At 61.8% G+C, this 24,544-nt stretch carries 23 protein-coding genes; 7 read left to right on the top strand and 16 right to left on the bottom strand.

The window, feature by feature from the left end; translation table 11 throughout:
- Positions 1 to 140: 140 nt before the first annotated feature.
- The 5 genes from KBB36_RS16270 to KBB36_RS16255 form a co-directional block, all read right to left on the bottom strand.
- Positions 141 to 1,160 (bottom strand): tyrosine-type recombinase/integrase, encoded by a 1,020-nt coding sequence (locus KBB36_RS16270; RefSeq protein WP_290983220.1) that lies wholly within the window; start codon positions 1,158 to 1,160, stop codon positions 141 to 143.
- A 44-nt stretch (positions 1,161 to 1,204) separates the two neighbouring features.
- Positions 1,205 to 2,899: a tyrosine-type recombinase/integrase gene (locus KBB36_RS16265; RefSeq protein WP_290983217.1), complete on the bottom strand. Its 1,695-nt coding sequence runs from the start codon at positions 2,897 to 2,899 to the stop codon at positions 1,205 to 1,207.
- Between the two features lie 142 nt (positions 2,900 to 3,041).
- Entirely contained in the window at positions 3,042 to 3,251 is a 210-nt protein-coding gene (locus KBB36_RS21030; RefSeq protein WP_366933216.1) for a helix-turn-helix domain-containing protein, read from the bottom strand.
- Between the two features lie 842 nt (positions 3,252 to 4,093).
- Positions 4,094 to 4,864 carry an SDR family NAD(P)-dependent oxidoreductase gene (locus KBB36_RS16260; RefSeq protein WP_290983214.1) on the bottom strand — a complete coding sequence of 257 codons (771 nt, stop codon included), beginning with the start codon at positions 4,862 to 4,864 and terminating at the stop codon, positions 4,094 to 4,096.
- A gap of 31 nt (positions 4,865 to 4,895) precedes the next feature.
- Complete coding sequence (locus KBB36_RS16255; protein WP_290983212.1) at positions 4,896 to 6,134, bottom strand: thiolase family protein; 1,239 nt, start codon at positions 6,132 to 6,134, stop codon at positions 4,896 to 4,898.
- 141 nt (positions 6,135 to 6,275) lie between these two features.
- On the opposite strand from KBB36_RS16255, the gene KBB36_RS16250 reads away from it, so the two are divergent.
- Positions 6,276 to 7,070 carry an enoyl-CoA hydratase/isomerase family protein gene (locus KBB36_RS16250; protein ID WP_290983209.1) on the top strand — a complete coding sequence of 265 codons (795 nt, stop codon included), beginning with the start codon at positions 6,276 to 6,278 and terminating at the stop codon, positions 7,068 to 7,070.
- 17 nt (positions 7,071 to 7,087) lie between these two features.
- On the top strand, positions 7,088 to 8,299 hold the full coding sequence (locus KBB36_RS16245) for a hypothetical protein (RefSeq protein ID WP_290983206.1): 1,212 nt from the start codon (positions 7,088 to 7,090) through the stop codon (positions 8,297 to 8,299).
- A gap of 9 nt (positions 8,300 to 8,308) precedes the next feature.
- On the opposite strand, the gene KBB36_RS16240 is transcribed toward KBB36_RS16245, so the two are convergent.
- The 6 genes from KBB36_RS16240 to KBB36_RS16215 are packed head-to-tail and all read right to left on the bottom strand — an operon-like array spanning position 8,309 to position 15,139.
- The gene (locus tag KBB36_RS16240; protein ID WP_290983204.1) at positions 8,309 to 9,100 is read right to left on the bottom strand and encodes an ABC transporter ATP-binding protein; all 792 of its coding nucleotides are present in this window, start codon (positions 9,098 to 9,100) and stop codon (positions 8,309 to 8,311) included.
- A gap of 57 nt (positions 9,101 to 9,157) precedes the next feature.
- Entirely contained in the window at positions 9,158 to 10,375 is a 1,218-nt protein-coding gene (locus tag KBB36_RS16235; protein WP_290983202.1) for an ABC transporter substrate-binding protein, read from the bottom strand.
- Between the two features lie 56 nt (positions 10,376 to 10,431).
- The gene (locus tag KBB36_RS16230) at positions 10,432 to 11,484 is read right to left on the bottom strand and encodes a branched-chain amino acid ABC transporter permease (protein WP_290983200.1); all 1,053 of its coding nucleotides are present in this window, start codon (positions 11,482 to 11,484) and stop codon (positions 10,432 to 10,434) included.
- 3 nt (positions 11,485 to 11,487) lie between these two features.
- Positions 11,488 to 12,372: a branched-chain amino acid ABC transporter permease gene (locus KBB36_RS16225; RefSeq protein WP_290983197.1), complete on the bottom strand. Its 885-nt coding sequence runs from the start codon at positions 12,370 to 12,372 to the stop codon at positions 11,488 to 11,490.
- Entirely contained in the window at positions 12,369 to 14,333 is a 1,965-nt protein-coding gene (locus KBB36_RS16220; protein ID WP_290983194.1) for an AMP-binding protein, read from the bottom strand. The genes KBB36_RS16225 and KBB36_RS16220 overlap by 4 nt, the downstream gene beginning before the upstream one ends.
- A complete protein-coding gene (locus tag KBB36_RS16215; RefSeq protein ID WP_290983222.1) occupies positions 14,333 to 15,139 on the bottom strand; it encodes an ABC transporter ATP-binding protein in 807 nt (268 codons plus the stop codon). Before KBB36_RS16215 ends, KBB36_RS16220 begins: the two co-directional genes overlap by 1 nt.
- Positions 15,140 to 15,437: 298 nt before the next feature.
- On the opposite strand from KBB36_RS16215, the gene KBB36_RS16210 reads away from it, so the two are divergent.
- A complete protein-coding gene (locus KBB36_RS16210; RefSeq protein WP_290983190.1) occupies positions 15,438 to 16,247 on the top strand; it encodes a nitronate monooxygenase in 810 nt (269 codons plus the stop codon).
- Here the strand turns inward: KBB36_RS16210 and KBB36_RS16205 are convergent.
- Positions 16,234 to 16,824 (bottom strand): TetR/AcrR family transcriptional regulator, encoded by a 591-nt coding sequence (locus KBB36_RS16205; RefSeq protein WP_290983187.1) that lies wholly within the window; start codon positions 16,822 to 16,824, stop codon positions 16,234 to 16,236. The genes KBB36_RS16210 and KBB36_RS16205 overlap by 14 nt on opposite strands.
- Positions 16,825 to 17,060: 236 nt before the next feature.
- Here KBB36_RS16205 and KBB36_RS16200 point away from each other — a divergent pair, with 236 nt between their 5' ends.
- Positions 17,061 to 18,164, top strand: a complete 1,104-nt coding sequence (locus KBB36_RS16200) for a CaiB/BaiF CoA-transferase family protein (RefSeq protein ID WP_290983184.1) — start codon at positions 17,061 to 17,063, stop codon at positions 18,162 to 18,164.
- Here KBB36_RS16200 and KBB36_RS16195 read toward each other — a convergent pair.
- From KBB36_RS16195 to KBB36_RS16185, 3 genes are read right to left on the bottom strand one after another with little or no spacing between them, the layout of a single operon-like run.
- Positions 18,148 to 19,299, bottom strand: coding sequence for a zinc-binding dehydrogenase (locus tag KBB36_RS16195; RefSeq protein WP_290983181.1), 1,152 nt, complete (start codon positions 19,297 to 19,299; stop codon positions 18,148 to 18,150). The two genes, KBB36_RS16200 and KBB36_RS16195, sit on opposite strands and share 17 nt — an antisense overlap.
- A gap of 39 nt (positions 19,300 to 19,338) precedes the next feature.
- Entirely contained in the window at positions 19,339 to 20,124 is a 786-nt protein-coding gene (locus tag KBB36_RS16190) for an enoyl-CoA hydratase-related protein (protein ID WP_290983178.1), read from the bottom strand.
- A gap of 26 nt (positions 20,125 to 20,150) precedes the next feature.
- Positions 20,151 to 21,293: an acyl-CoA dehydrogenase family protein gene (locus tag KBB36_RS16185; protein WP_290983175.1), complete on the bottom strand. Its 1,143-nt coding sequence runs from the start codon at positions 21,291 to 21,293 to the stop codon at positions 20,151 to 20,153.
- 230 nt (positions 21,294 to 21,523) lie between these two features.
- On the opposite strand from KBB36_RS16185, the gene KBB36_RS16180 reads away from it, so the two are divergent.
- Positions 21,524 to 22,507: a nitronate monooxygenase gene (locus KBB36_RS16180; RefSeq protein ID WP_290983172.1), complete on the top strand. Its 984-nt coding sequence runs from the start codon at positions 21,524 to 21,526 to the stop codon at positions 22,505 to 22,507.
- A gap of 178 nt (positions 22,508 to 22,685) precedes the next feature.
- On the opposite strand, the gene KBB36_RS16175 is transcribed toward KBB36_RS16180, so the two are convergent.
- Positions 22,686 to 23,045, bottom strand: coding sequence for a DUF977 family protein (locus KBB36_RS16175; RefSeq protein WP_290983170.1), 360 nt, complete (start codon positions 23,043 to 23,045; stop codon positions 22,686 to 22,688).
- A gap of 327 nt (positions 23,046 to 23,372) precedes the next feature.
- Here KBB36_RS16175 and KBB36_RS16170 point away from each other — a divergent pair, with 327 nt between their 5' ends.
- Together KBB36_RS16170 and KBB36_RS16165 are read left to right on the top strand one after the other, a co-directional pair.
- Positions 23,373 to 24,053, top strand: coding sequence for a hypothetical protein (locus KBB36_RS16170; protein ID WP_290983167.1), 681 nt, complete (start codon positions 23,373 to 23,375; stop codon positions 24,051 to 24,053).
- A 16-nt stretch (positions 24,054 to 24,069) separates the two neighbouring features.
- On the top strand, positions 24,070 to 24,544 hold a 475-nt coding region (locus KBB36_RS16165; protein ID WP_290983164.1), incomplete at its 3' end, for a DNA polymerase Y family protein.

Raw genomic sequence — 24,544 nt, 5'->3', positions numbered from 1 at the left:
AAGCTCAAACAGACTGGAAATTTTCCAGCCGTCTTGGTCAACCTGGGGAGGAAGGCGCACCAGCCCTGAGACAAACCCGGTAAGCGTACTAAAATGACATAGAGGGTAAGGGTCATTTCACGTCCGGGCAGCTGTTTGACTCACTTAGGTGCTCGGAGGCTGCGAACCAGCCTCGCCGTCTCCCGCGAGCCGACCAGCCCGTCCGCCACAACGTAGTAGCTTATCGTAGTGCTGGTCTGCTTATGCGACAGCAAGGCCCGCGCCAGCTCAATGTTTTCTGGATTCGATGTGACGAGCGTCTGCGCCGCGACATCACGGAATTGATGTGTTGCCAGCTTCACACCGAGGTGTTTCTTGGTGGCCTTCTTCACCTCGACATAGATCTGGTGATCCGACATTGACGTTCCGTCCCGCGTGACCCACAATGCTGTTTGCGAAGCACCATCTAAAAGCCTGGGGCGATATCGCTCGATGTATAGTTCGATGAACTTGTTGATCGAAGATGGCAGGGCGGCGCTGAATGCGGCGCCAGTTTTCATATGCTCACCCTGAAGAATGACGCCCCACACGCCATCAACCCTTCGGAATGACACACCTAGCTCCAGCGCCGCCATCGATGTGCGACGAAGTGGCAAGTAACTCAGCACAAGCATCAGCAACAGATTGCGATACTGTACCGCATCCCGAATCGGCGTTTTCGACACCGTTTCGCTGATTAGGGTAAGCTCGCGGACACAAACAGGAACAACCTGGCCCGTGAAGACCGGCGGCGCTTCTGGCATTCGGCCATGCCGTGCTTTGGCGTCAAGCTGAGCGATGATCGCTTTCAGCCATCCCCAATCCTCAGCAGGCGCAAACTTCGAGATAACTGAATAGAGCTCAGCTATCCGCCCACGGATTGTATAGGCTTTTATGCCCTGGCTCTGCATCTCTGCGATGTATGCTTGGGTCGCCGATAGAGTCACGCGGGCTTCGGGTGGCACTGTCAGATCGGCCCCGGCGCGGCTCAAGTGCGTCAGCCAACGGCCATAGCCACGCTGATTTTTGTGTTGGGTTGCCTTTCGCAAATTCGAGGCCGACTTCACATTTCCTTCAGGCCAATCCGACAGCATGTCTCGCCAGCGGACGCGATCTTCTTCTGGCCATTCTGCAAACGGCATGTAGCGGCAGGCTGGGTCTAATCTCGGCATTTCCTGGCCCCTCCTTATCGCGGGAAGCCGGAGCCGTGCCGTGGCTTTACGGCAAGGCGGCGTGTCTGAAGTTCCTGCTGGGCGTGCCGAACGAGAGCGCGCTCGGCGGCGGGCGTATAGGATTGGCGAATGACCTTGTCATCCTTGTCGCCCAGAATCGCCCGGACACGCTCAAAACCCATGGGGTCTTCGCTGAGGATTTTGCTCGCCAGGAAGCCACGAATGGCGTGCATGTTGAACGGCGTGCCAATCCGCTTTGAAACTACATTGACGTATTGCTTGCCCAGGAAGTTAGCATTCTTGTGCCGGCCATTGCGGCCCGGAAAGAGCCAGCCATTTGTCTGCCCGTAGTACTGCATCGCCTGCTTGATGAGAGCGACGCTTTCGGCGGGCAGCTCACGGACGACTTCACGCTTATTCTTGATCTGGGCTGCCGCAAAGGTGATTCGCCATACCTCCTTACCATCCACAGACATTGGAGTGATCTGGCTCAGGTTGAGTTCGGTAATATTGCGCTTGCGCAGACCCGTCAGCAGCAGGATTTCGTGAGCTATGGCCATTTGCGCGAGAGGCACCCGCTGGCGGGCCGGGGTACGCGACGTCGCTGCTTCTTCCAACAGGCGCTGAGGTAGATGCAGCAATTTGGCCTCGGCGCCATTTACTTCCAGCGCTTCGACGCGTTGCCTGGTGCGGGTGCCCGTGGTCGAGGTTTTCTGCCGCACATTTACTGCAATGCCGGTCAGTATCCGTATCGCATCTTCTGGAAGGCGCAGATGATGCCTGCCAACGGCGACCAGGGCTGCTGCAAGTCCCTCTAAGGCATCGCAGCCTCGGCCATGGTGTTGCTTTAGGACTTTCAGCAGATCACGAAAGGCGGTGGGCTGCAAAAGCACCACCAGACTAGCCACTTGGTCTATCGGCATCCCGCTGCGCACCAAGGCTGAGGCCGCCTTGAGAATTTGGTTGCGGCGGTGCCGGATGGTAATAGGCCGAAGCGGCTCCTGGGGCCCGGATTGATCAAAACTCGCGCCGCGCTCCAGCCGCTCGCACCATTGCTCCAGATCCTGCCGGAAGCTTTCTGGAAAGGCTTTGGCCGGTAGCCAGACGCGTGGCGGGCCTTTCTTGGGCGGCCTAGGCAATGCCTGGCCTGGCCAGTTTGGAACCTGACTGGCAGCCTTATTCCAAGCCATTATTGCCGCAAGGGCGCGCGCCTGCGGATTGGCGACATCGCCCCGGTCTTCCAACCAGGCTTCGAAGGCTGCAACAGTTTCCGCAGTGACATGAGCAGGGGCTATATCCCGAGAACTGCAATAGGCCATAAAGCGCGACAGCGCCCAGAGCAGTTGCCCCAGGGCCGGGTCGGCCTTCAGGGCCGCCCATTCGGGACTAAGGGTGCGAAACTCCGAATGCCCCCGATTCGGCTGAACGACCTGGGCCAGGAGGTAGCGAAGCTCGGACTTGGTATTGGCTATTGTCTTCCTGGAGACCTGAACCGGCTGCTGCTTCAGCTTTGCGAATTGACGGGTGATGTACATGGGATGCGCCGGGATCGCGCTCGCCGGCTGCCCCAAAAGGCGCTCGGCTGTTCTGATGGCAGCGCTCACCCGGGCAAAACGCTCAGCACTTATTCCTGGCTTGCCTTTCAGCGCGAGCAGCGCTTCAGCCAGGCTCGGACAATTGGGATCGAAAATCGGATCGACGGCAGTCATTTGGGAACCCCTTTCGCGTTGGTCCCATAGGTCAAAGGATGACAGGATGGGACAATATAGGAACATTTGGAAACTGCAAAGACCTTATCTTATTGCAATTAAGTCTTTACGTTTTCCATAATGGCGATGAATCCGGGTCAAATCAGGACAATTTACCTATTCCTGCTCCACCAGCGGCCATGACTGCGAGAAGATCGCCATGCCTGATCCGCAGTGGGCCGCGCCCACCGGGAGTAGGCAGGCGAATAGCTTCCAAGGCCCCCGCCGCGATCCAACGCTTGATGGTCCTGGTTGAGGTTTGCGCAAAGGCGGCCGCCTGCTTCACGGTCACATAGCCACCGATCTGGCCCATCCCCTCTGGTAACGCAGCGCTTTCCCGGCGGGTCATGGCGCGCCCTCCCGGATAGGACTGGCAGGCACCTCTCCGGGGTCACCGTTCGCTCGCGCATCCAGCCAGGCAGTGAGGTCCGACACCCGCAGCAATGAGCGTCGCCCGACCTTCGTCATTTTCAAACGCCCCGCCGAAATCTCCAAGTAGATTAGGCTGCGGCCGATGCCGACAATCTTGGTGGCATCCCGTATGGACACCGCCAGAGGCGGTTCCGTTGCTGTTACTTTTGCATTTGGCATTGTGGTCTCCTCTTCGAGATCGTTGCAGAGGAGAATCCAATTACATCCTTTCAGACTCCACTGGGATGCCAAAAAAGCATTTTTGAGCATTGTGCAGGAATTCGCGGAGTCTGGATTGGCTATATTTCTACTACACATCGGGGTGATGCGGAGCTTTGCAAGCAAAAGTGTGTGAGCATGGGGCTCTAATTTTTAGCCGCAGCGGCTAATTGCTCCGAATCGGCGTGAGCACGTAGGATAGCGCATCGTGCGCACTCGAAAGCGGCAAAAAATGACGAAATCCTGACGTCGCTACAGGCTATCAGTATGCCTGCCGAGTGTATCGCAAGTCATCCACCCCAAATGGACCGGGGGCAACACTGCACGTGCGTCGATCGCCGCTATTGGGTTCATAAGGTGCAATGCATGGTCTTCATAGTTCGCCTGCATCGTCGCGATTCAGTCCCGGATACCCCCCACTCCACAAAAAAATTGGCCCGGCCTTGCGTTGCGCAGGGCCGGGCCAGGTGATCGCGGCCCTACAGGGAGGAAGACCGCGCTGTATCGCGTTATCCCCGCCAGCCGTCAGCGCGCCGCCATGCGGGCGCCGGCATCGAGCGAGATAGTGGTGGCGTTGAGATACGGGTTCTCGGCGATATGGCGCACCAGGGCGCCGAATTCCGTGGCCTGGCCCATACGGCTGGGAAACAGAATCATGCGGCTGATGATCGACTGCGAGACATTCTCCGGCAGGCCGGCCACCATCGAGGTGTCGAACAGGCCCGGCGCGATGGTGACCACGCGGATGCCATGTTCGGCCAGATCGCGCGCCACCGGCAGGGTGAGGCCCATCACGCCGGCCTTGGAGGCGCTGTAGGCGGCCTGGCCAACCTGGCCCTGCCAGGCAGCACCCGAGGCGGTGTTGACGATAACGCCGCGCTCGCCGTTCTCATCGGGCTGATTGGCGCTCATCGCCTGCGCCGCAAAGCGGATGACATTGAATGTGCCCGTGAGGTTGATGGCGATCACCTTGCCCCAGGTGGCGAGCGGAAACGGCTGGCCGCGCGACAGGGTCTTGGCGGAATCGGCAACGCCGGCGCAATTCACCGCCACATGGATGGCGCCGAAAGCCTTGATCGTGGCATCGATGCCGGCCTGCACGCTGGCTTCATCGGCCACATCCACGGCACAGGTGATGCCTTGGGCGCCGAGTTCAGCCGCCAAGGTGGCCAGCTTGTCCTTATCGCGGTCCAGCCCCGCCACCTTGGCGCCGGCGGCGGCCAGGGCCTTGCAGGTGGCAAAGCCCAGGCCGGATGCGGCGCCGGTAACCACGGCGACCTTGTTCTGTAGATTCATGTTTTCGCTCCCAGGATGAAACGGCGCGGTGTCAGCGGCCGAGAATGATGATGCTGGCGACCGCTTCCTCGATGCCGTGCAGGCCACCGCCATTTTCCGCCAGCGCCAATCTGGCGCCTTCCACCTGGCGTGCGCCGGCCTCGCCGCGCAGTTGCGCCACCAGTTCGAAAACCTGCGCCAAGCCGGTGGCGCCCACCGGATGGCCCTTGGATTCCAGGCCGCCCGAGGGATTGACCGGAATGCGGCCGCCCAATGTGGTTTCGCCGCGCTCCGAGATCGGACCGCCCTCGCCAAAGGCGCAGAAGCCGAGATTCTCGATTTGGATGATCTCGCCCATCGCCGTGGCGTCATGCACCTCGGCCACGGAGATATCCTGGGGGCCGACACCGGCCTTCTCATAGGCGCGCTTGGCGCCCAGCGCCGTGCAATGCTTTTCCACTTCCTCCGGCTCGCGGTCGCTGCCGGTCTGTATCACGCTGGCCAGCACCTTGATGGCGCGGCTTTTATCCAGCCCCAGCCTGCGCAGGCCGCTTTCCGTGACCAGCACCGCGGCAGCAGAGCCGTCGGAAATCGGCGAGCACATCGGCAGGGTGAGCGGATAGGTGATCGGCGGCGCGGCGAGGATCTGATCCACCGAATAGGCATCGCGGAACTGCGACAGCGGATTATGCACCGAATGGGCGTGGTTCTTGGCCGCCACGGCGGCGAGCTGCCGCTGGGTGGTGCCGAAGCGCTTCATATGCAGGCGCGAGAAGGCGGCATATACATCCATGAAAGCGCTGTAGGGCTTGGCTGAGGTGGTGCCCGGCGGCACCGCCACGCCCTCGCCGAGCTTGAGCAGGCGGTCGCGGATCGCGGCTTGCTCTTCCACATCCCAGGCGCTGTCGAAAGCCGCCAGCATCAAGGCCCGGTCGGTGGAGAACATCTTCTCCGCGCCCAGCGCCAGGGCTACATCGCCCTCGCCGGCCTTGAGGAAATTCACCGCCAGATTGAACGCCGTGGAGGCGCTGGCGCAGGCATTCTCCACATTCACCACCGGAATGCCGCCCACGCCCATGCTGCGCATCACCACTTCGCCGCGGATCATATGCTGGCGTTCCATATGGCCCTGGGTGCAATTGGCAAAGAAGGCGGCTTTCACCGCCTCTTGCTTCAGGCCGGCATCGGCCAGCGCGCCCTGCACGGCTTCATGGGCCATGCCCTTGATCGACTTGTCGAGCTGGCGGCCAAAGGACGTCATGCCCACACCCACAACATAGACCTGTTCCATCATTCCCTCCCTCGGGGTTACTTCGGTGGTGGCACCGCCTGGTGCCCAGGCTTCGCGGCGCTTGCCAATATTTCTATTTGGTCTACAATATGACCCACAATAAGATTTAATGACCCATGAGTCAATATTGGAGGAAATGCCGTGAATGCATCCAGTGATTCGAGTGTCCTGGTCGAAGTTCGCGACGGCGCGGTCTGGATCTGCCTGAACCGCCCGGCAGCGCTGAACGCGATCACCCCTCCAATTGTGGCCGGCATTGAGGCGGCGCTGGACCGCGCCGAGCAGGACGATATCCGCGCCGTGGTGCTGACCGGCAGCGGCCGTGCCTTCTGCGCTGGCGCCGACCTGAAATTCGTGCGCGCCGCTACCGGCGAAAATGAACAGAATGTGCGAATTTTCCTTGATTCGGTGCTGCGTATGATGACCCGCCTGGAACGCAGCCCGCGCCCGGTGATCGCCGCCGTGAACGGCCTGGCGCTGGCCGGCGGGCTGGAATTGCTGCTCTGCTGCGATCTGGTGATCGCGGCGCGCTCGGCCATGATCGGCGATGCCCATGCCAATTTCGGCCTGCTGCCGGGCGGCGGCAGCTCAGTGCGCCTGCCGCGCAAGATCGGGCCTACCAGGGCGAAGTACCTCTTGTTTACTGGTGAGTCGGTTCCAGCCGCCGATCTGGTGCCCGCAGGCCTGGTGAACGAGGTGGTGGAGGATGCCGACCTGATGCCCGCCACCGGCCGGCTGGTGGCCAAGCTGGCGGCCAAAAGCCCGCTGGTTCTGCGCCGGGTGAAGGCCCTGGTGGATGATGGCCTGGAACAGCCCGTGGCCCAGGCATTGCGCCTGGAATTGCTGGCCAGCGAGCTGCATGGCTTCAGCGCCGACCTCAAGGAAGGCTTGGCCGCTTTCGAGGAGAAGCGCGCGCCGCGCTTCACCGGCCGCTGATTCCGGGAGGCAGCACGATGACTAACAACCGCTTTGCCCGCCTGCGCGCCATCCAGGACGCTGCCTATGAGCGCGCACCCGCCATCCGCGCCCTGTTCGATGCCGCCGGCCTGCAGCCACAGCAGCTGAATGATGCCGCGCAATTGGCGCGCCTGCCGGTATTCAAGAAGGAAGTGATGATCGAGCGCCAACGCGCCGCGCCGCCCTATGGCGGCTTCCTCGCCGCTTCGCCCCATGAGATCGAACGCATCTTCGTTTCGCCCGGCCCGATCAACGAACCGCAGATCCGGGGCGAGCAGGATGCCTTCGGCTTCGGCGCCGCCTTCGCGGCAGCCGGCATCAGCGCTGGCGATGTGGTGCTCAATACCTGGTCCTACCATCTCGTGCCGGCCGGCTTGCTGCTGGATGAAGGCCTGCGCAGCACCGGCGCCACAGTGATCCCGGCAGGTACCGGCGGCAGCGAAATCCAGGCCAAGCTGGTGCGCGACCTGGGCGTTACCTGCATCTGCGCCGCCACGGCCTATTTCCTCACCCTGGCAGAGACGCTGGAGCAGGCCGGCTGCACATTGCCGCAGGATTGGAGCGTCACTTCCGCCTTCCTGGGCGGTGAATTCGGCGACTGGATGGGCAAGCGGCGCCGGCTGGAGGCGCGCTATGGTCTCAAGACCTTCTCGGTCTATGCCACCGCCGATTTCGGCCTGATCGGCTTTGAGCGCCCAGGCCTTGAGGGCTATGAAATTCATCCCGACCGCATTGTGCAGATCTGCGATCCGGTCAGCGGCCAGCCGCTGCCGCTCGGCGAGCCGGGCGAGATCGTGGTCACCACCCTGCGCCCGGGCTGGCCGCTGATCCGCTTCGGCACCGGCGATGTGGCCATCGCGCGCGCCTTGCATGGCGATGGCAGCGTGGCGCAGATCTCGATGCTGCAGGGCCGCGTTGGGCAATCGGTGAAGGCGCGCGAGATCTTCATCTATCCCCGTCAACTCGAGGATCTGGCCATCGCCATTCCCGGCATCCAGCGCGCCCAAGCCTCTATCAGCCGTGAAGGCCATCGCGATCACGTAACGCTGCGCCTGAGCCTGCAGGAAGGCAGCGAAGTGGCCGCCATTTTGGCGCCGGCACAGCAGGCTTTCCGTGAGCTGTCGCGCCTGAAAGCCGACCATGTGGAGATCGTGGCGGCGGCCGAGCTGCCGGCCGATGCACCGCTGGTGCGTGACCTGCGCCAATAGCCTGCCGGCTCAGCCAAGCCAGCGCTTGCGCCGGCGGTAATGCTTGACATCACGGTAGCTTTTGCGCTCGCCTTCCATGTTGAGGCCGAGATAGAATTCCCGCACATCCTCATTGCTGCGCAGCTCATCGCCAGCGCCTTCGAGCACAATATGGCCGTTTTCCATCACATAGCCGTAATCGGCCAACTGCAAAGCCACGCGGGCATTCTGCTCCACCACCAGCAGGGTGACGCCGGCATCCTTCAGCGATTGCAGCACGGCAAAGACTTCGTCGATCATCATCGGCGCCAGGCCGAGCGAGGGCTCATCGATCAGCATCAGCTTGGGCCGGGCCATCATGGCGCGGCCAATCACCAGCATCTGCTGCTCGCCGCCCGAGAGATAGCCTGAGGTGCGGTCCTTCAGCGCCGCCAGACGGCCAATCCGGGCATAAACCTCGTCCAGCCGCTGGCGCACCGCGCGCAGGCTGGTCTCCTTGTGGCCGCCGATGATCAGGTTCTGCTCCACGGTCAGGTGGCGCAGCACACGGCGACCTTCCATCACATGGATGATGCCGGCATCCACAATATCGACCGCATCCTTGTTGTCGATGCGGTTGCCATTGAGCAGGATACTGCCCGAGGTGACACGGCCATCCTCGGTCTCGATCACGTTTGAAATCGCCTTCAGCGTCGTTGACTTGCCGGCGCCGTTGCCGCCAAGCAAGGCCACGCACTGGCCCTCGTTGATCCGCAGCGACACGCCTTTAACCGCAAGAATCACCTCGCTGTAAATCACTTCGACATTGCTGAGTTCAAGCATCTACGCCTCCGGCATTGCGGGGCCGGGCAATAAGCCCAGCCCGCCCTTGCGACTGACTTACCACTTACTGATCTGCGGCACCGGCACAGCCTGGGCAGTAATTATATACTTGCCGCCCTTCACAACACCGATATTCACCGCCGCACCGGTGGTGGGGAACGGGGCGTCGTTGGTGTATTTCACATCCGAAAGGATCTCGAAGGTCTGATCACTGGTAATCGTGGTGGTGAGCAGGGTTTCACGCACCGCCCGCCCGGTGACATTGGCCGCGCCACTCTTCTTGGCCGTTGCCTCCACCGCGCGCAAGGCCACCAGAGTCTGGTTCAGGCCCATCAAGGTCGGCACCGTCCAGCCACCCTTCAGGCCATACTGGCTTTTCAGCTTTTCATAGAACTGGCGCGACTTGGTCATTTCATCCGTCGGCATCGCCATGCCGTAGACTTCGTAATCACCTTCCAGGTTGGCAATACCGCCAATGGCCTGCGCCGACGCCGTGATGCCGTTATGCGAACTCATCACGATCGGCACTTTCTTGTTCAAGGCCTGCAATGCGCGCTTCACCGCCACCACAGCCGCGGTGTTGGTCTGCACGTCCAGCACCTGGGCACCCTTGCCGAGCACGCGATTGACCTGGGTGGTCAGGTCGGTCGGCTGCACTTCAGTGAACACGGTTTCGACCAGATCGATCGTGGCCTTGTTCTCATCGGCATATTTGCGCAGACCCTTGGCGATATCGACATAAGCTGGCGAGGCTTCGGACGAGAAGACCGCAACCTTCAGCGCACCAGAGATGTTGTTGCTCTTGCGATACCATTCCAGGAAGCCGGCTGCCTCGTGCGCATAGGTGGAGCGCGGGTTAAACACCCAAGGATCGCTCTTCCAGCCAAAGCCATAGCCGGCCGTGGACATGATCAGCGGAATGCCATCAGCCGGCAGGCGGCCTTGCAAGGCGGTGGCATCCGGCGCGCCAACGCCAAGCGCGATGATCGGGTTGAGTTCCGCCTTGATGCCAGGCCACAGGCTGGCCACCTGGGCGGCATCGTAGCGATGATCGTAATCCTTCATCCTGAGCTGGACGCCGAGCGGCTTGCCGACCTCGGCATTCCACCAGGCAACAGCCGCATGGCGGGCGCTGTTCAGATCCTTCATCACATCGGCATAGGGGCCGGTAAAATCAGCCAGCGATGCGATGTTGTAGGTGGTCTGAGCCTGGGCCGTGCTGGCCAGGAAAACCGTTGCGATACCGGCAAGCGCCGTGCGTGTGAACATATTCATTGCTTACTCCCTCCCGTTTTCATGTGTGGTGAAACTCGTTTAAGCTTTGCCAAACGCTAGTAGGGGAACGGCCACATCCGGTAGGACCGCTTGATAATCGTCCAGCGATGCATCAAGCCGCGTGGCTCGAAGATCAGGAAGGCGGCAATAACGCCACCGAGGAAAACATTGAGTGTGGCGAAAACCACGTCGCCGCCCAGCCAGGGCACCATCTCCACGAAGCTGGGCCCTAAGCTGATGAAGCTTTCGCGCACCGAGAGGATGACCACCACGCCGATCAGCGCGCCGGTGATCGAGCCGATGCCGCCGACGATGATCATCGCCACGAACCAGATCGAGTGGAACAGGGTGAACTGATCGACTGCAACGAAGCGGACGTAATAGGCCCAGAGCCCGCCGCCGATGCCGGCATAGAAGGCGCCGACCAAGAAGGCCATGGCCTTGGTGCGCACCACATCGATGCCCATCATGCCGGAAGCGACATCATCATCGCGCACCGCTACAAAATCGCGGCCATGGCGGCTGCGCGCGATGCCGAAGGCGCCGGCCACCATCACCACGGCGAAGACAAGGCAGAGGTAGTATATCGAGCGGTCAGTGTCGATGGCATAACCGAAGAGTTCCGCCGGCTCCAGCGACAGGCCATTGGAGCCACCGAGCCAGGATTGCGGCAGGTTGAGCACCAGAAAATGGAACAGCGATTGCGCCGCGATGGTGGTGAGCACCAGGTAGAAGCCTTTGATGCGCACCGCCGAGAGGCCGAAGATAAAGCCGAAAGCAGCCGCAGCGCAGCCGCCGAGCGGAATCGACGCCCAGAAGGGGAACCCGAACTTGCTGGCCAGTACGGCCGTGGCATAGGCGCCGCTGCCCATGAAGGCCGCCTGGCCGAGATTCACCTGACCGCCATAGCCGGTGCAGATCTGCAGACCTACGGTAACCACCACGGTGATCAATGCCGAGGTTGCCACGGCCACCAGGCGCGGCCCCACCAGCATCGGCAGCAATGCCAGCAGCAGCAGGAACAGGATCAGGCAGATGAGCTGCTTGCGCGTGCGGATCAGGGATTGATCGCGTGCGAAGCTGGTTGCGAATACGCCTGCGGGATCCATAGCTCAAACCCTCTCGACCATTTTCCAGCCGAACATGCCGGTTGGCCGGATAAACAGAATGACAAGCATGATGATGAAGGGGAAAACGCTGCCCACCGAACCGCCAAGCGCCGGGTCGATATAGGCCGTGACGAGGCCCTGGATGATGCCGACGATGATCCCGGCCAGCAGCACGCCGGCAATCGATTCGAAGCCTGCCAGCAAGGCCACCGGCAGGGCAGCAAGGCCGATATCGGAAGCCAGGAAGCTGAGCGACTTGCCGCTGAGATAGATGATCGCACCGAGTGTGGACAGCACCGAGCCGAGTATCCAGGCGAAAGCTACTGAGCGCTTCACCGAGATACCCATGGCCACCGCCACCTGATGATCCTCGGCTACCGCCGTCATGCGCAGGCCGGGCCGCGTGCGGTTGAAGAACCACGACAGGCCGAAGCCAACAATCACCGTGATGATGCCGCCGATGAACAGTGAACGCGGGATCAGGATTTCTCCGATAATCACCGGCTGCAGCGGGAAGATGATCGGGAATGGCCGCACCTGTGGGCCGAACAACACCAGGATCAGGCCGCGCAGCAGGATCAGCAGCCCGATAGTAACCATCACCATGGCGAAAACCGACTCTCCCACCAAGCGGGAGAAGAAGATACGCTCGATGGCGTAGCCGAAAGCGGCAGCGGCCACGAAAGCCAGCGGTATCCCCAGCCAGTATGGCAGGCCAAGGGATGTGATCATCCACCACACCACAAAGCCGCCGAAGACCACCAACTCGCCCTGGGCGAAATTGAACACCTTGGAGGCGCGGTAGATGACAATGAAGCCCATGGCGATGAGGGCGTAGAGCAGCCCGACCAGCGCGCCATTGATGGTATAGTTCAGAAACTCGCTCATGCTAAGGCCCGCCTGCTGCTCGGTGCTTCGGTCACGGTGAAACCCTCATCCACGTCATTGATGCGCACTGTTGCCACCAACACGCCTTTGCGACCATCCTGGTAGGTGATCGGAATGTTCAGCGCGGTGGTGTTGCTGCCCTGATACAACTCCTCCACCAGCTGCCTGTAGCGTTCCGTGATGAATTCGCGGCGCAGCTTTCGTGTGCGGGTGAGTTCTCCCTCGTCCGGGTCGAGCTCCTTGGGGAAATTGGCGAAGCGGCGCACCCTCGCATGCTCGGGCAGGAAGCGGTTGACGCGCCGGATATCCTCGCAGATCAGTGCCGCCACCTCCGGCTTCTGGGACAGATCGGTGAAGGTGGAATAGGTGATGTTGCGCTCCTCGGCCCAGCGCGACAGCACTTCCATGTCGATATTGATCAGCGCTGCCACATAATCCCGGCTTTCATCGCCCAGGGTGAGGATATCCTTGATGAAGGGGCTGAAGCGCAGCCGCGTCTCGATATATTGCGGTGGAAAACTGTCGCCGCTGCGCATGCGGCGCAGATCGCTGATTCGTTCCAGAAAAACCAGCTCGCCGCTGGCGGTGGCGGTCACGGCATCACCGGTGTGATACCAGCCATCACTCAGCCGCTCGGTGGATTTCTCCTCATTGCCGTAATAGCCCTGGAAGAAGGAGCCGCCGCGCACCAGAAGCTCGCCGGCATCGGACAGCTTCCATTCCAGCGGCTTGCCGGCTTCGGGATGCGGCTTCATCCAATGGCCGACGGTTTCAAGATTATAGCTTTCGCCCTGATGCAGGGTCATCAGCCCGATTTCGGTGGCGCCATAGATGTTGCGCAACGGCACGCCGATGGCATGGAACAGGCGGAAGACATCGGGCGCCATGGTGGCGCCGCCGCAGACCGGCAAGGTCAGGCGCGTGAGGCCGAGCTTGTCGCGCAACGGCTCCAGCACGATGGCATCGGCCAACGGATAGAGCAGCCGCGCCAGCAAAGGCACCGGCGTGCCTTCCAGGCGGCCTACATTCACCTTGTGGCCGATGGCCACGCCCCATTCATAGATGCGCCGGCGCAGCGGGCCGGCATCCAGCATGCGCGCCTGGATCGTCGCAGCCAGGCTTTCCCATTGCCGAGGCGCGAATACCATCATCTCCACAGCGATCTCACGCAGATTGGCCAGCACTTCCTCAGGCGATTCCGGGAAGTTGACCACCATCGGCACCGCGAGGCCCATGGTAATGCCGACAATCTGCTCGGTGATCCAGGCTGGCGCGATATAGGTGAGGTAGTCCAGGCCCGGCCTCACATTGGTAGCAGTCATGATGCGGTGGGCGTTATCAATCATCATCTTGTGCGTGACGATCACGCCCTTGGGCCGCCCGGTGGTGCCTGAGGTATAAGACAGCACGGCGATATCATCGGGCCGGCCCGCCGCCACCATCGCCGCGAAGGCATCGGGCGCCGCGCGATGGCGCTCATTGCCCCGCGCCGCCACGTCCTGGGTGGTATGCAGCCCCTTGCCGCCATAGGACCACATGCCGGTGGTGTCCCAGTAGAGGATATGGCGCAGGCCCGGCACTGCGTCGCGCACCACTAGGCCCTTGTCGACCTGCTCCTGGTCCTGGGCGATCAGGCAGACCGATTCGCTGTCGTTGAGCAGATACTCGATCTCACCGGTGGTGAGGTCGGGGTAAAGCGAGATGATCTTAGCGCCAAGCGCCAGGGCGGCCAGTTCGGCCCAGAAATTGTCCGGCTCGTTCTCGCCGATGATGGCAACGGTCTCGCCCCGCTTGATGCCCATGGCATCCAGGCCGAGTGCCAGGCCGCGCACCTGCTCGAGCACATCGCCAAAGCTGTATTCGCGCCAGATGCCGCGTTTCTTGTGGCGCTGTGCCAGGCGGCCAGGCTCCTCCTTGCCACGCTTCAGCAGCAATTGCGGCAGTGTCTGCATCGCCAACATCAGTGCGTCCCCTCGCCCAGATAGGCTTTCAACACAGCCGGATCGCGCTGCACCTCGGCAGGCGTGCCTTCGGCGATCTTGCGGCCGAAATCCAGCACCACAACGCGATCGGCAAGGTCCATCACCACGCCCATATCATGCTCCACCAGCACCACCGGGATGCCGCGGGCTTCGCGCACATCCAGGATGAAGCGGGCAAGATCCTCTTTCTCCTCAGCATTCATGCCGGCCATCGGCTCATCCATCAGAAGGATTTTCGGCTCCTGCGCCAACGCGCGACCCAGATCAACGCGCTTGCGCTGGCCATAGCCGAGCGTGCCCACCGGGCGATGGCGGATCGATTCCATCTCCAGCAACTCGATAATTTCTTCCGCCGCTTCGCGGTGGGCGAATTCCTCTTTGCGGGCTCGGCCGAAATGCACGAAGGCATCCAGGATGCTGCTATGCATATGCATATGACGGCCTATCATGATGTTCTCGATCACCGTCATGCCGGAAAAGATGTGGGTGCCCTGGAAGGTGCGGGCGAGGCCGGCGCGGGCGATCTGATGCACCGACTTGCCGTTCACCGCGACGCCGCCGAACTGAATCTCGCCGCGCTGCGGGCGATAGAAACCACTGAAGCAATTCATCAGCGAGGATTTGCCGGCACCGTTCGGCCCGATCACCGCCACCAATTCATCGGCGCCGATCTCGATGGTGACACCATCCAGCGCCTTGATACCGCCGAATTGCAGGTAGATCTCCTGGGCGGAGAGCACCGGGCGTTTACCCGCACCGGTCGCCATGCCGCGCGACATTGCCATCGCTTCCACTCGTTCCTCCCTATGGTCGGCCGCTTTCTGATCCCGGACCGGCTTGGCCAATTTGCATCTCTGACCTTATGGACGTATAGTTTACTACAGGGTAAATTTATGTCAATCTCTCTTTCGCGCAAATCTTGGGAGAAGCCAAATGACAAAGAAAATGGGTAGCCGCAAACTAGCCGCGAGCTTTGCTGCACGTCTGCAACTGCCGGCCATCGCGGGGCCCATGTTCCTGATTTCCGGGCCTGATTTGGTCATTGGCTGCTGTAATGCCGGTGTTGTGGGCTCCTTCCCCAGCTTGAATGCCCGCACCACCGAATTGCTGGACCAGTGGCTGACCCGCATCGCCGCCGAGGCCAGCGGCCCGCATGCCGCGCCCTATGCAGTGAACCTGATCGTGCATGCCAGCAACACACGGCTGGAAGAGGATCTGGCGCTGGTGGAAAAGCACAAGGCACCACTCGTCATCGCCAGCGTTGGCAGCCCGGCCGGTGTGGTGACCCGCGTGCACGCCTATGGCGGCCTGGTATTCTCTGATGTCGCGTCACTGAAGCATGCGCGCCGCGCGGCCGAAGTAGGCGTGGATGGGCTGATCCTGCTTTGCGCCGGCTCCGGCGGCAATACCGGCTGGCTTAATCCCTTCGCCTTTGTTGGCGCTGTGCGCGAATTCTTTGATGGCCCGATCGTGCTAGCCGGCGCCATCTCGCGCGGCCAGTATATCCATGTAGCGCAGGAACTCGGCGCCGATCTCGCCTATATCGGCACCAGTTTCATCGCCGCGCGCGAGAGCCTAGCCAATGACCTGTATCGCAGCATGCTCATTGATGCCACTGCCGACGACATCATCCTCACGGCCGAGGTTACCGGCATTCCGGCCAATATGCTGCGTCAGAGTCTGGAAAGCGCCGGCCTAAAAACCGGCAACAAGCACGAAGGCGGCTTCAGCCTGATGCGGGAAATGGAGATGCTGAAGGCCTGGCGCGATATCTGGAGCGCCGGCCACGGCGTTGGCGATGTTCATGCCGTGGAAGGCGTGGCCGAACTGGTGCAGCGCTTCAAGGCGGATTATAAGTTGGCGCGCAGCGGCAAGGTGGTCAACGCGGCTTAAGGGCATGCTCCAGCAGATCGGAGAACACGCGGGCGATATCCTCGCCGGCCATGCTGCCATCGGGGCGGAACCATTGCGTCATCCAGTTGATCGCGCCCATGAAGAAAAATACCGTCATGCGGGCATCCGCCTTGCGGATGCTGCCATCCTTCATGCCCTGGGTGATCAGCTCGCTGAACTTGGTCTGGAATTCGTCGCGGCGGCGGGCGATGATGGCGCGGTTCTTCGGCTCCAGCGCGGCGAACTCGCTCAGCACGGCGCAGGAGCCGATCTCGCTGGTGATAAGCTCGATATAGCGGCTGCAGACCAGTACGATCCTCTCGCGGCCATTCGTGCCGTGCTGCAGCGCGTATTCATAGGCGACGTCACCCAGGTCCTGGGCCAGCATATGGCACTCGAACAGGATTTCCTGCTTGTTGGTGACATAATAGTAGAGCGCCGGTTTGGTCACCCCCAGCGTCTTGGCCACATCATCGAGCGAGGTGTCGTGATAGCCGCGCGCGCTGAAGGCCCGCGCAGCCTCGCGCAGCAACGCGGTGCGCTTGAGCGCAAAAAGCTGATCGCGGCTGGGTGCCACATTCTTCCAAGCCGACGCTTTGCGACCACGCTGTGCCAAAGGCACTCCTCCTGCAATTCTGCCCGATTTGCCCGCCCGGGACCCGGGAATCGGGCCGGCGGCTGGAAGCATTCAATATATCTTACTTCAAAGTCAAATAAACTATCCGGAAAACCGGTGCAATTTACCGTGGCGACAGGTCAACCGACTCGGTGGTCCGGGAGCCCAGGCGGAATCGTAATCAGCAGGAGGTTGAGATGAAAGGGATTTTCGAGGGCATCCGCGTGCTCTCGCTGGCCGAGCAGCTGCCCGGCCCCTATGCCACGCTGCTGCTGGCCGATCTGGGCGCCGATGTCGTTCTGGTGGAGCGGCCCTCGGGTGGCGACCCGGCCCGTGCCTTCCCTTCCTTCTTCCGCTCGGTGGGGCGCAACAAGCGCAGCCTCTGCCTGGACCTCAAGACCGAGCAGGGTCGCGCCGATTTCATCGCCCTAGCAGCCACGGCCGATGTGGTGGTGGAAGGCTACCGGCCCGGCACCATGGAGCGTCTGGGCGTCGGCTACACGGTCCTGTCGGCTGGCAATCCACGGCTGATCTATGCCTCGATCACCGGTTTTGGCCAGACCGGCCCGAGCCGGATGCGGCCGGCCCATGACCTGTCCTATCAGGCAATGGCCGGCATGGTATTTGGCAGTGGCGGTGCGCCGGCGGCGATGCCGGAAATCCCCTTTGGCGATCTTTCTAGCGCCACCTTTGCCGCCTTTGCCATCGCCGCCGCCCTGTTCGGCCGCGAACGCAGTGGCCATGGCACCGCCATCGACGTATCGATGACCGATGGCCTGGTATCCTGGATGGCGCCCTATCTGGTGCCGCATATGAGTGGCGACAAGGCCTTCGAGGTATTCGATGAGCCAGCCTATGGCCTCTTCACCTGTGCCGATGGCAAGCAGCTTACCTTAAGCATCGCCCATGAGGATCATTTCTGGGCCGCGCTATGCACCGCCTTTGACTTGCCGCAGCATGCCGGGCTGAAAGCCCCAGAGCGGCGGCGGCGCTGCGCCGAGCTGAAAGCCGAGATCACCAGCCTGCTGGCGCAGCACCCGCGCGCCCATTGGGCTGGCGTGTTCGATGCCACCGGCAATATTGCCTGGTCGCCGCTGCATGATTTCACCGGCGTGCTGCAGGAGCCGCATTTCCGCGCCCGTGGCTTGTTCCAGCGTCTGGAAAATGGCGAGGAGCATATTCTACAGCCGGTGCAATTCTCCGCCTATGGCAGCCATATACGGCGCGGCGCGCCGGCCTTAGGCGAGCACACGGCTGAGATTCTCGGCGCGGCCGGCTCTGCCGTCAAAGCTGCGGGTTGATCAGGTATTTAGCGCCGCTGCGCTGCTGCGTGTAGGCGGCAATGGTCTCAGGCTGCGCCGCCTGGGCGAGCGAAATCGTGGCGGCATAATCGCTGGCAAACGTGCTGCGCAATTCGGCCGCAACGCGCTGGCGCAGTCTGGTCTGCGTTGCTGCATCGGCCTGGCGCAGGAAATCAAACAACAGCCAACCCGATACGCTCCAGCTCAAGCCGACGGTGCGACTGATCTCGATCGGCCCCCGGTCCAGCGCGCCATAGACAAAGGCCTGCTTCAGCACCGCGGTACCATAGCGGCTATACGCAGTTGCACGCCGCGCTGCCACCATCTCCATCGCAGCCAAGATACGCCCGGTCAATCCCCCACCCACCGCATCGAAGCACACCGTGGCGGACGTGGCTTCCAGTGCTTGCGCCAAATCCTGCTTGAAATCGGGTGCGGCGCTGTTGCAGACATGCTCGGCACCGAGCGCGCGCAGTTCCGCCACCTGTTCGTCGCGGCGGACAATATTGACCAGCGGCACGCCATCCTGCCGGCAGGCCCGGATCAGCATCTTACCGACACTGGAGGCCGCCGCGGTATGAACCAGCGCCGTATGGCCATGGCGCTTGGCGGTTTCCAGCATGCCGAGCACGGTAAGCGGATTGACGAAGGCCGCCGCCCCTTCCGCCGGGCTGGTGCCATCGGGCAGCGCCATAAGATCGGCCACGGCCAGGGTGCGGTATTGCGCATAGGCACCATCGCCGAGCATGGCCACTGTTCTGCCGAGCAGGGCCTGCTGGCTTGACCCGGCTGCCACCACCACGCCGGCGCCTTCCACGCCCACAGGCAAGGGCTGATCAATACGCAAGCCAACGAAAGGCATGGCTGCAGGCGGAATCGGCGCGATGAGAACAGGCCGCTCTGCCGTACCTTCCAGCCGCGCCGCCTTCAGATCGGCGGGGCCGAAGAGCAGGCCCATATCCGTGGGATTGATCGGTGCCGCCTCAACCCGCACCACCACGTCATTTTCTCCGGGCGCAGCGACGGCCTCTTCAATCACGGCAAGGCGCAAGTCACCCGCCGCCGTGATGCAGGAGCGCAGCGCCAGGCCACGCATCTCGCCACGAGCCAGACGGGCCTGGAATGCATCAGTCATGGGAAGCCATCCTTGTTGCTGCGGAAAAGCGCGCGGCGATCAGCGCCCCTGGAAAACCGGCTTGCGCTTTGCCATGAAGGCCGCGATGCCCTCGCGTGCATCCTCGGAATCCACACAGGCAGCAATGCCGCGCGCCTCCAGTTCGAGCTGGGTTTCCAGGCTGGTGCATGCGGCATCGGCGAGCAGGTTCTTCATGCGGCCGAAAGCAGCCGTCGGCCCCTTGGCGAGGCCTTCCGCCATCTCAGCAGTGGAAGCGGCCAAGGCATCGGGCGCAACCACCTGGTCAGCGATGCCCCAATCCAGCGCCTCGGCCGCCGAGAGCTTGCGGCCTTGCAGCATCATCACCCGGGCGCGATGCGCGCCGACGCGGCGCGGCAGGGTCCAGGATTGGCCGCCATCGGCGGAAAGCCCGGCGGCGGCATAGGCGGAGGCGAACTGAGCCGTCTCGGAAGCGATGAGGAAATCGCAGGCCAGCGCCAGACTGAAGCCAGCGCCAGCCGCCGGGCCGTTCACCATTGCGATACTGGGCGCCCGCATCCGCGTCAGGGCAGCGATCACGGCATGCAGATGCAGGGTCATGGCCCGGATGCTGAGCGCGGTTTCCGCCAGATCGCGCATGCCGCCAAGATCGCCGCCAACGCAGAAAAAACGGCCGCTGCCGGTAAGCACCACGGCGCGAATCGCGGTATCGGCCTCGCAGCGCCGAACCGCTTCGCTCAAGCCGCTGAGCAAAGCCGCATTCATCGAATTACCCGTCTCCGGCCGCGCCAGCGTGATCCACGCCACCGCATCCTTGCGCTCAAAGGTCACCAGATCATTTGCCATTGCCACCATCCCTCACCTGCCACGGGTCAAATCTGCTGCTCGCGTATCTTGCGTGCAATGATAAGCCGCTGGATGTCGTTGGTGCCTTCATAAATCTGGCAGACGCGGACATCGCGGGAAATCTGTTCCACGCGATAGTCATTGAGGTAGCCATAGCCGCCATGGATCTGGATCGCGTCGGAACAGACCCGTTCCGCCATCTCGGCTGCCATCAGCTTGGCAATCGAAGCCTCGCGAATACATTCCACGCCTTCGTCGCAGAGCCGTGCGGCATGCTGGGCATAGACCCGCGCCATATCGATCTGCGCATTCATGTCAGCCAGACGGAAACCGACCGCCTGGTGATCGAAGATCGCTTTGCCAAAGGTTGTCCGCTCGCGCGCATAGCCCAGCGCCAGTTCATAGGCGGCGCGGGCCATGCCCACCGCCTGGGCCGCCACCGAGATGCGGCCATCGGAAAGCAGGCCCATGGTCAGCGGCAGGGCCGCGCCCACGGCCCCCAGCACCATGTCATCCGGCACGAAGCAATTCTCGAAATGCATTTGCGCGGTATCCGAGCTGCTCTGGCCCATCTTGCGCTCGGTCTTGCCGGGCGTGAAGCCAGGCGCGCCTTTGGGCACCAGGAAGAAGCTCTTGCCATGGGAGCCGGCTTGCGGATCGGTGACCGCCAGCACGATCACCAAGCCGGCGCGCGCGCCATTGGTGATGAATTGCTTGTTGGCATTCAAAATCCAGCCGCCTTGCGCCCGCGTGGCGCGGCCGGTGATGGCGGAAAGATCAGAGCCAGCGGAGGGCTCCGTGAGACAGACGGCGCCGATCACCTCGCCGCTCGCCATCTTGCCCAGCCAGTTCTTCTTCTGCTGCTCGCTGCCCAAACGGGCCAGCAGCATGGCCGTGCCAAGACAATGAACATGGATCAGGGTGGACAGGCCGCCATCGCCAGCGGCGATCTCCTCGATGGCCGCGATGAAGGTGGAAAGGTTGCAGCCGGCGCCACCGTATTCTTCCGGCAGTAACAGACCAAACAAGCCCATCTCGCTCATTTCCGCAAACACCTCATCCGGCACATGGCCATCGCGATTCCAGGCCGTGGAATGTGGCGCCAGCCGTTTGCGCACGAAGCGGCGCACGCCTTCCACCAATTCCTTGTCGATTCCACTCGCACCCATGGCGGCTCCTCCTTTTTTTGTTATCCGGCCGCATGGCCGCTTCCCGACTTTATCCGCCTCATCTTTTTGCCGGCGAGCCAAAGCCGAGCCCCAGAGGCTAGCCTTGCCGCATTGCACCGGTTGGCGGTCAGGCCAATTATAACTTATTTGACTTTTAAGTAAATAATATTATTTATAAGTCATATCTATGTTGGACCAGCCGCTGGGTACCACGCCAAGGGAGGAAGACAATGCTGCCATCGGTTCTGACGGAATGCCTGCGCCTGCCTGTGCTGGCTTCGCCGCTTTTCCTGATTTCCGGGCCCGACCTGGTGGTGGAAACCTGCCGCGCCGGCGTGATCGGCAGCTTTCCCAGCTTCAACCAGCGCACATCTGCCGGCTATGAAGACTGGCTCAGGGATATCCGCGCCCGCCTGCGGCCCAATGATGCCCCATGGGCGGCGCAATTCGCCGTGCACCGCACGAATAACCGGTTGGAAGCCGATCTGGCGCTGACGGTGAAATATCAGGTGCCGATTCTGATCACCGCGCTGGGTATCACGCGGGAAGTCACTGATGCCGTGCATGCCTATGGCGGCCTGGTGTTCCATGACGCGATCAACATGCAGCATGCCCGCAAAGCACTGGAGATGAATGTTGATGGCATCATCGCCGTGTGCAACGGCGCTGGCGGCCATGCCGGCACCTACAACCCCTTTGCCTTCATCGGCGAATTGCGCCCCTTGATGGGCAACAAGACATTGATTCTTTCCGGCTGCATCAGTGATGGCAGCAGCGTGGCCAGCGCCATCGCCGCCGGTGCCGACCTTGCCTATATCGGCACGCGCTTTATCAATACTGCCGAAAGCATGGCATCGGCCCAGATGAAGCAGCTTGTCATCGAATCGAGCATCACCGACATCATCTATTCCGCCGAAGTGGACGGGGTTGGTGCGAACTGGTTGCGCCAGACCTTGCCCTCACGTGGCAATCTGCGGGCCGGCGGTGAGGTTGGCAGCATGAATGTTACCGATGTACTGGGCGAGCCAAAGCGCTGGCGCGACATCCTGAGCGCCGGCCAAGGCGTGGGTGCAATCCATGATACGCCGCCGGTGGCCGAGCTGATCGCGCGTATGGAATGCGAATATCTTGAAGCGACGGATCGGCTTGCACATAGCGTGCGGCAGCGACGGAACCAAGCCTATCTGGCTGCGGGGCACAGCTATAGAGACTGATCCAAGCACCGAGCAGCCTTACTGAAGGCCGGGCCAAGGCTTACCGCTAACACCCGTTGTGCTTCTTGGTCAGAACAAGAGGCCTGCCGTGAAATCACAGCAAGGCAGAATGTCAATGCCGACTGGGTATGATCTATCCTGGATGTAACCCTGCGTTACACACTTTTTGCCCGCTCCTCTAAACAAACCCATACCACGTTCCCTTGCCTCTGCCATGCTGGGTCAGTTGCTTGGCCTCCACTAATGCGGCGAGGTGCTTCTTCACTGTGTTTCTATTCGCACCGGTCAGTTTGACGATCTCGCCAATCGTCACGCGTCCGCGCTCCTTTGTGGCATCAATGATTTGAAGGGACAGCTCAGGCAGCACGCCTAGAATAAGGTGCTCGCGTTCTATCTTTTTCTCAAGGCGGCGTTTTTGCTGTTGCAGGGCGCGCAGAAAGTAGAGAAGCCAGGGCTGCCAATTAGGCTTGCCGCTGCCAATCGTCTTCTGAGTTTGGCGCAGGGAGAGATAGTAGCCTTCCTTGCTGTTCTCAATCACGCTCTCCAACGAGGAGTACGGCACATAGTTTGACCTGACCCCGTAAAACTCCTCCATTACTGGGTAGAGGCAGATCACCAGTTTAAGGAGGTTTTGGGCATGCGGTTTCTTGCTGGATCATGCCTTCGGCTCGATCACGAGTTGGCTGGTATGAATTAACAGGCTAAGACATCGCCGCCATGTGGCATTCCCAGTCAAACAACATCTTGTATCCATGTATCAACTGCGCCTGCTAGATCGAGCAAACTTCCAAACCAGATAAAAGAACATTTGTCGATCATATTGGATCAATAGTAGAACATACGCCTTCTGACCCCAGGAGGCCCCATGACCCACCCCGCCACGCTAGAGCGCCTACGCAGCCGCCTCTCCCAGCTTTCCAGCACCAGCTTGGTCGGCGGCGCAGGCGTCCTCAAGCTGCACCTCCCCCAGATCGAGCGAGCCTTGCCCTGGCGCGGTCTGGCGCGCGGCGCTCTGCATGAGGTCACGGGGGAGCGGAATGCCATCACAGCCTTCCTGGCAGCCGCCATTGGCCGTGATACGCGGTCTGAAGAGGTGCTCTGGGTGACGCCTGGGCCAACGCTCTACGCGCATGGCCTGGCGCAACTGGGCCTGGACCACCGTAGGCTCACCATCGTTGCCGCCCGCCGGGCTGATGACCGGCTCTGGGCGAGCGAGGAAGGTTTGCGGGAACTCGGCTACGGCGCCGTGGTCGCCGAGATCGACGGCGCAGACCTTACCGAGACCCGCCGCCTGCAGTTGGCCGCCGAGAAGAGCGGCAGCATCGGCTTTTTGATCCGGCGCGACCGGCAGGCTTCCGCAGCCCTCACCCGCTGGCGCATCGAGCCTGCCCGCAGTGACGGCTACCGACCTAGCTGGCGCGTGACCTTAGAGCGGTGCCGTGGTGCCGAGGCTGGCTTCTCCTGGGATGTGGAATGGGATTATGCGACGCTTTCTTTCCGTTTGGTTGCCGCATTGGCCGACGGATCGCTGGCGGCGGCGGAATAGCTCCCCCAGCGCTCCCTTGGTACTGATCGCTACCGAAGCGAACCGGGTCCGGCTGACCGCTATCGACGCAAGTGCCAAGGCCGAAGGGCTGAAGGTCGGGATGAACCTCGCCGATGCCCGCGCCCTGGTGCCTGACTTGCTGACCGGCCCAAGCGATCCCGCCGGCGACAGGACGGCATTGGAGCGCCTGGCCGACTGGTGCGGCCGCTTCTCCCCCTGGGTTGCGACCGATGGCGAGGATGGCTTGATCCTGGAGATTACCGGCGTGCCGCATCTTTTTGGTGGCGAGGCGGCGATGCAGCAACGGGTGCAGCAATCTATATCCGCGCTCAAACTGGGATGCCGCCTGGGAATAGCCGATACCCCTGCTGCTGCCTGGGCCTGGGCGCGCTATGCGGAAGGCGGGATATTGCCGCCCCACACCAAGCTGGATCGCTTAGGCAGTCTGCCGGTTTCAGCTCTACGGCTCGCCCCAGAGCTCAGCGACCAAC

Origin of the sequence: Ferrovibrio sp., assembly GCF_017994015.1 — a bacterium.
Taxonomy (GTDB): domain Bacteria; phylum Pseudomonadota; class Alphaproteobacteria; order Ferrovibrionales; family Ferrovibrionaceae; genus Ferrovibrio.
Note: the sequence above shows the minus strand (reverse complement) of the source record. Positions and strands in the feature narration are given on the sequence as shown.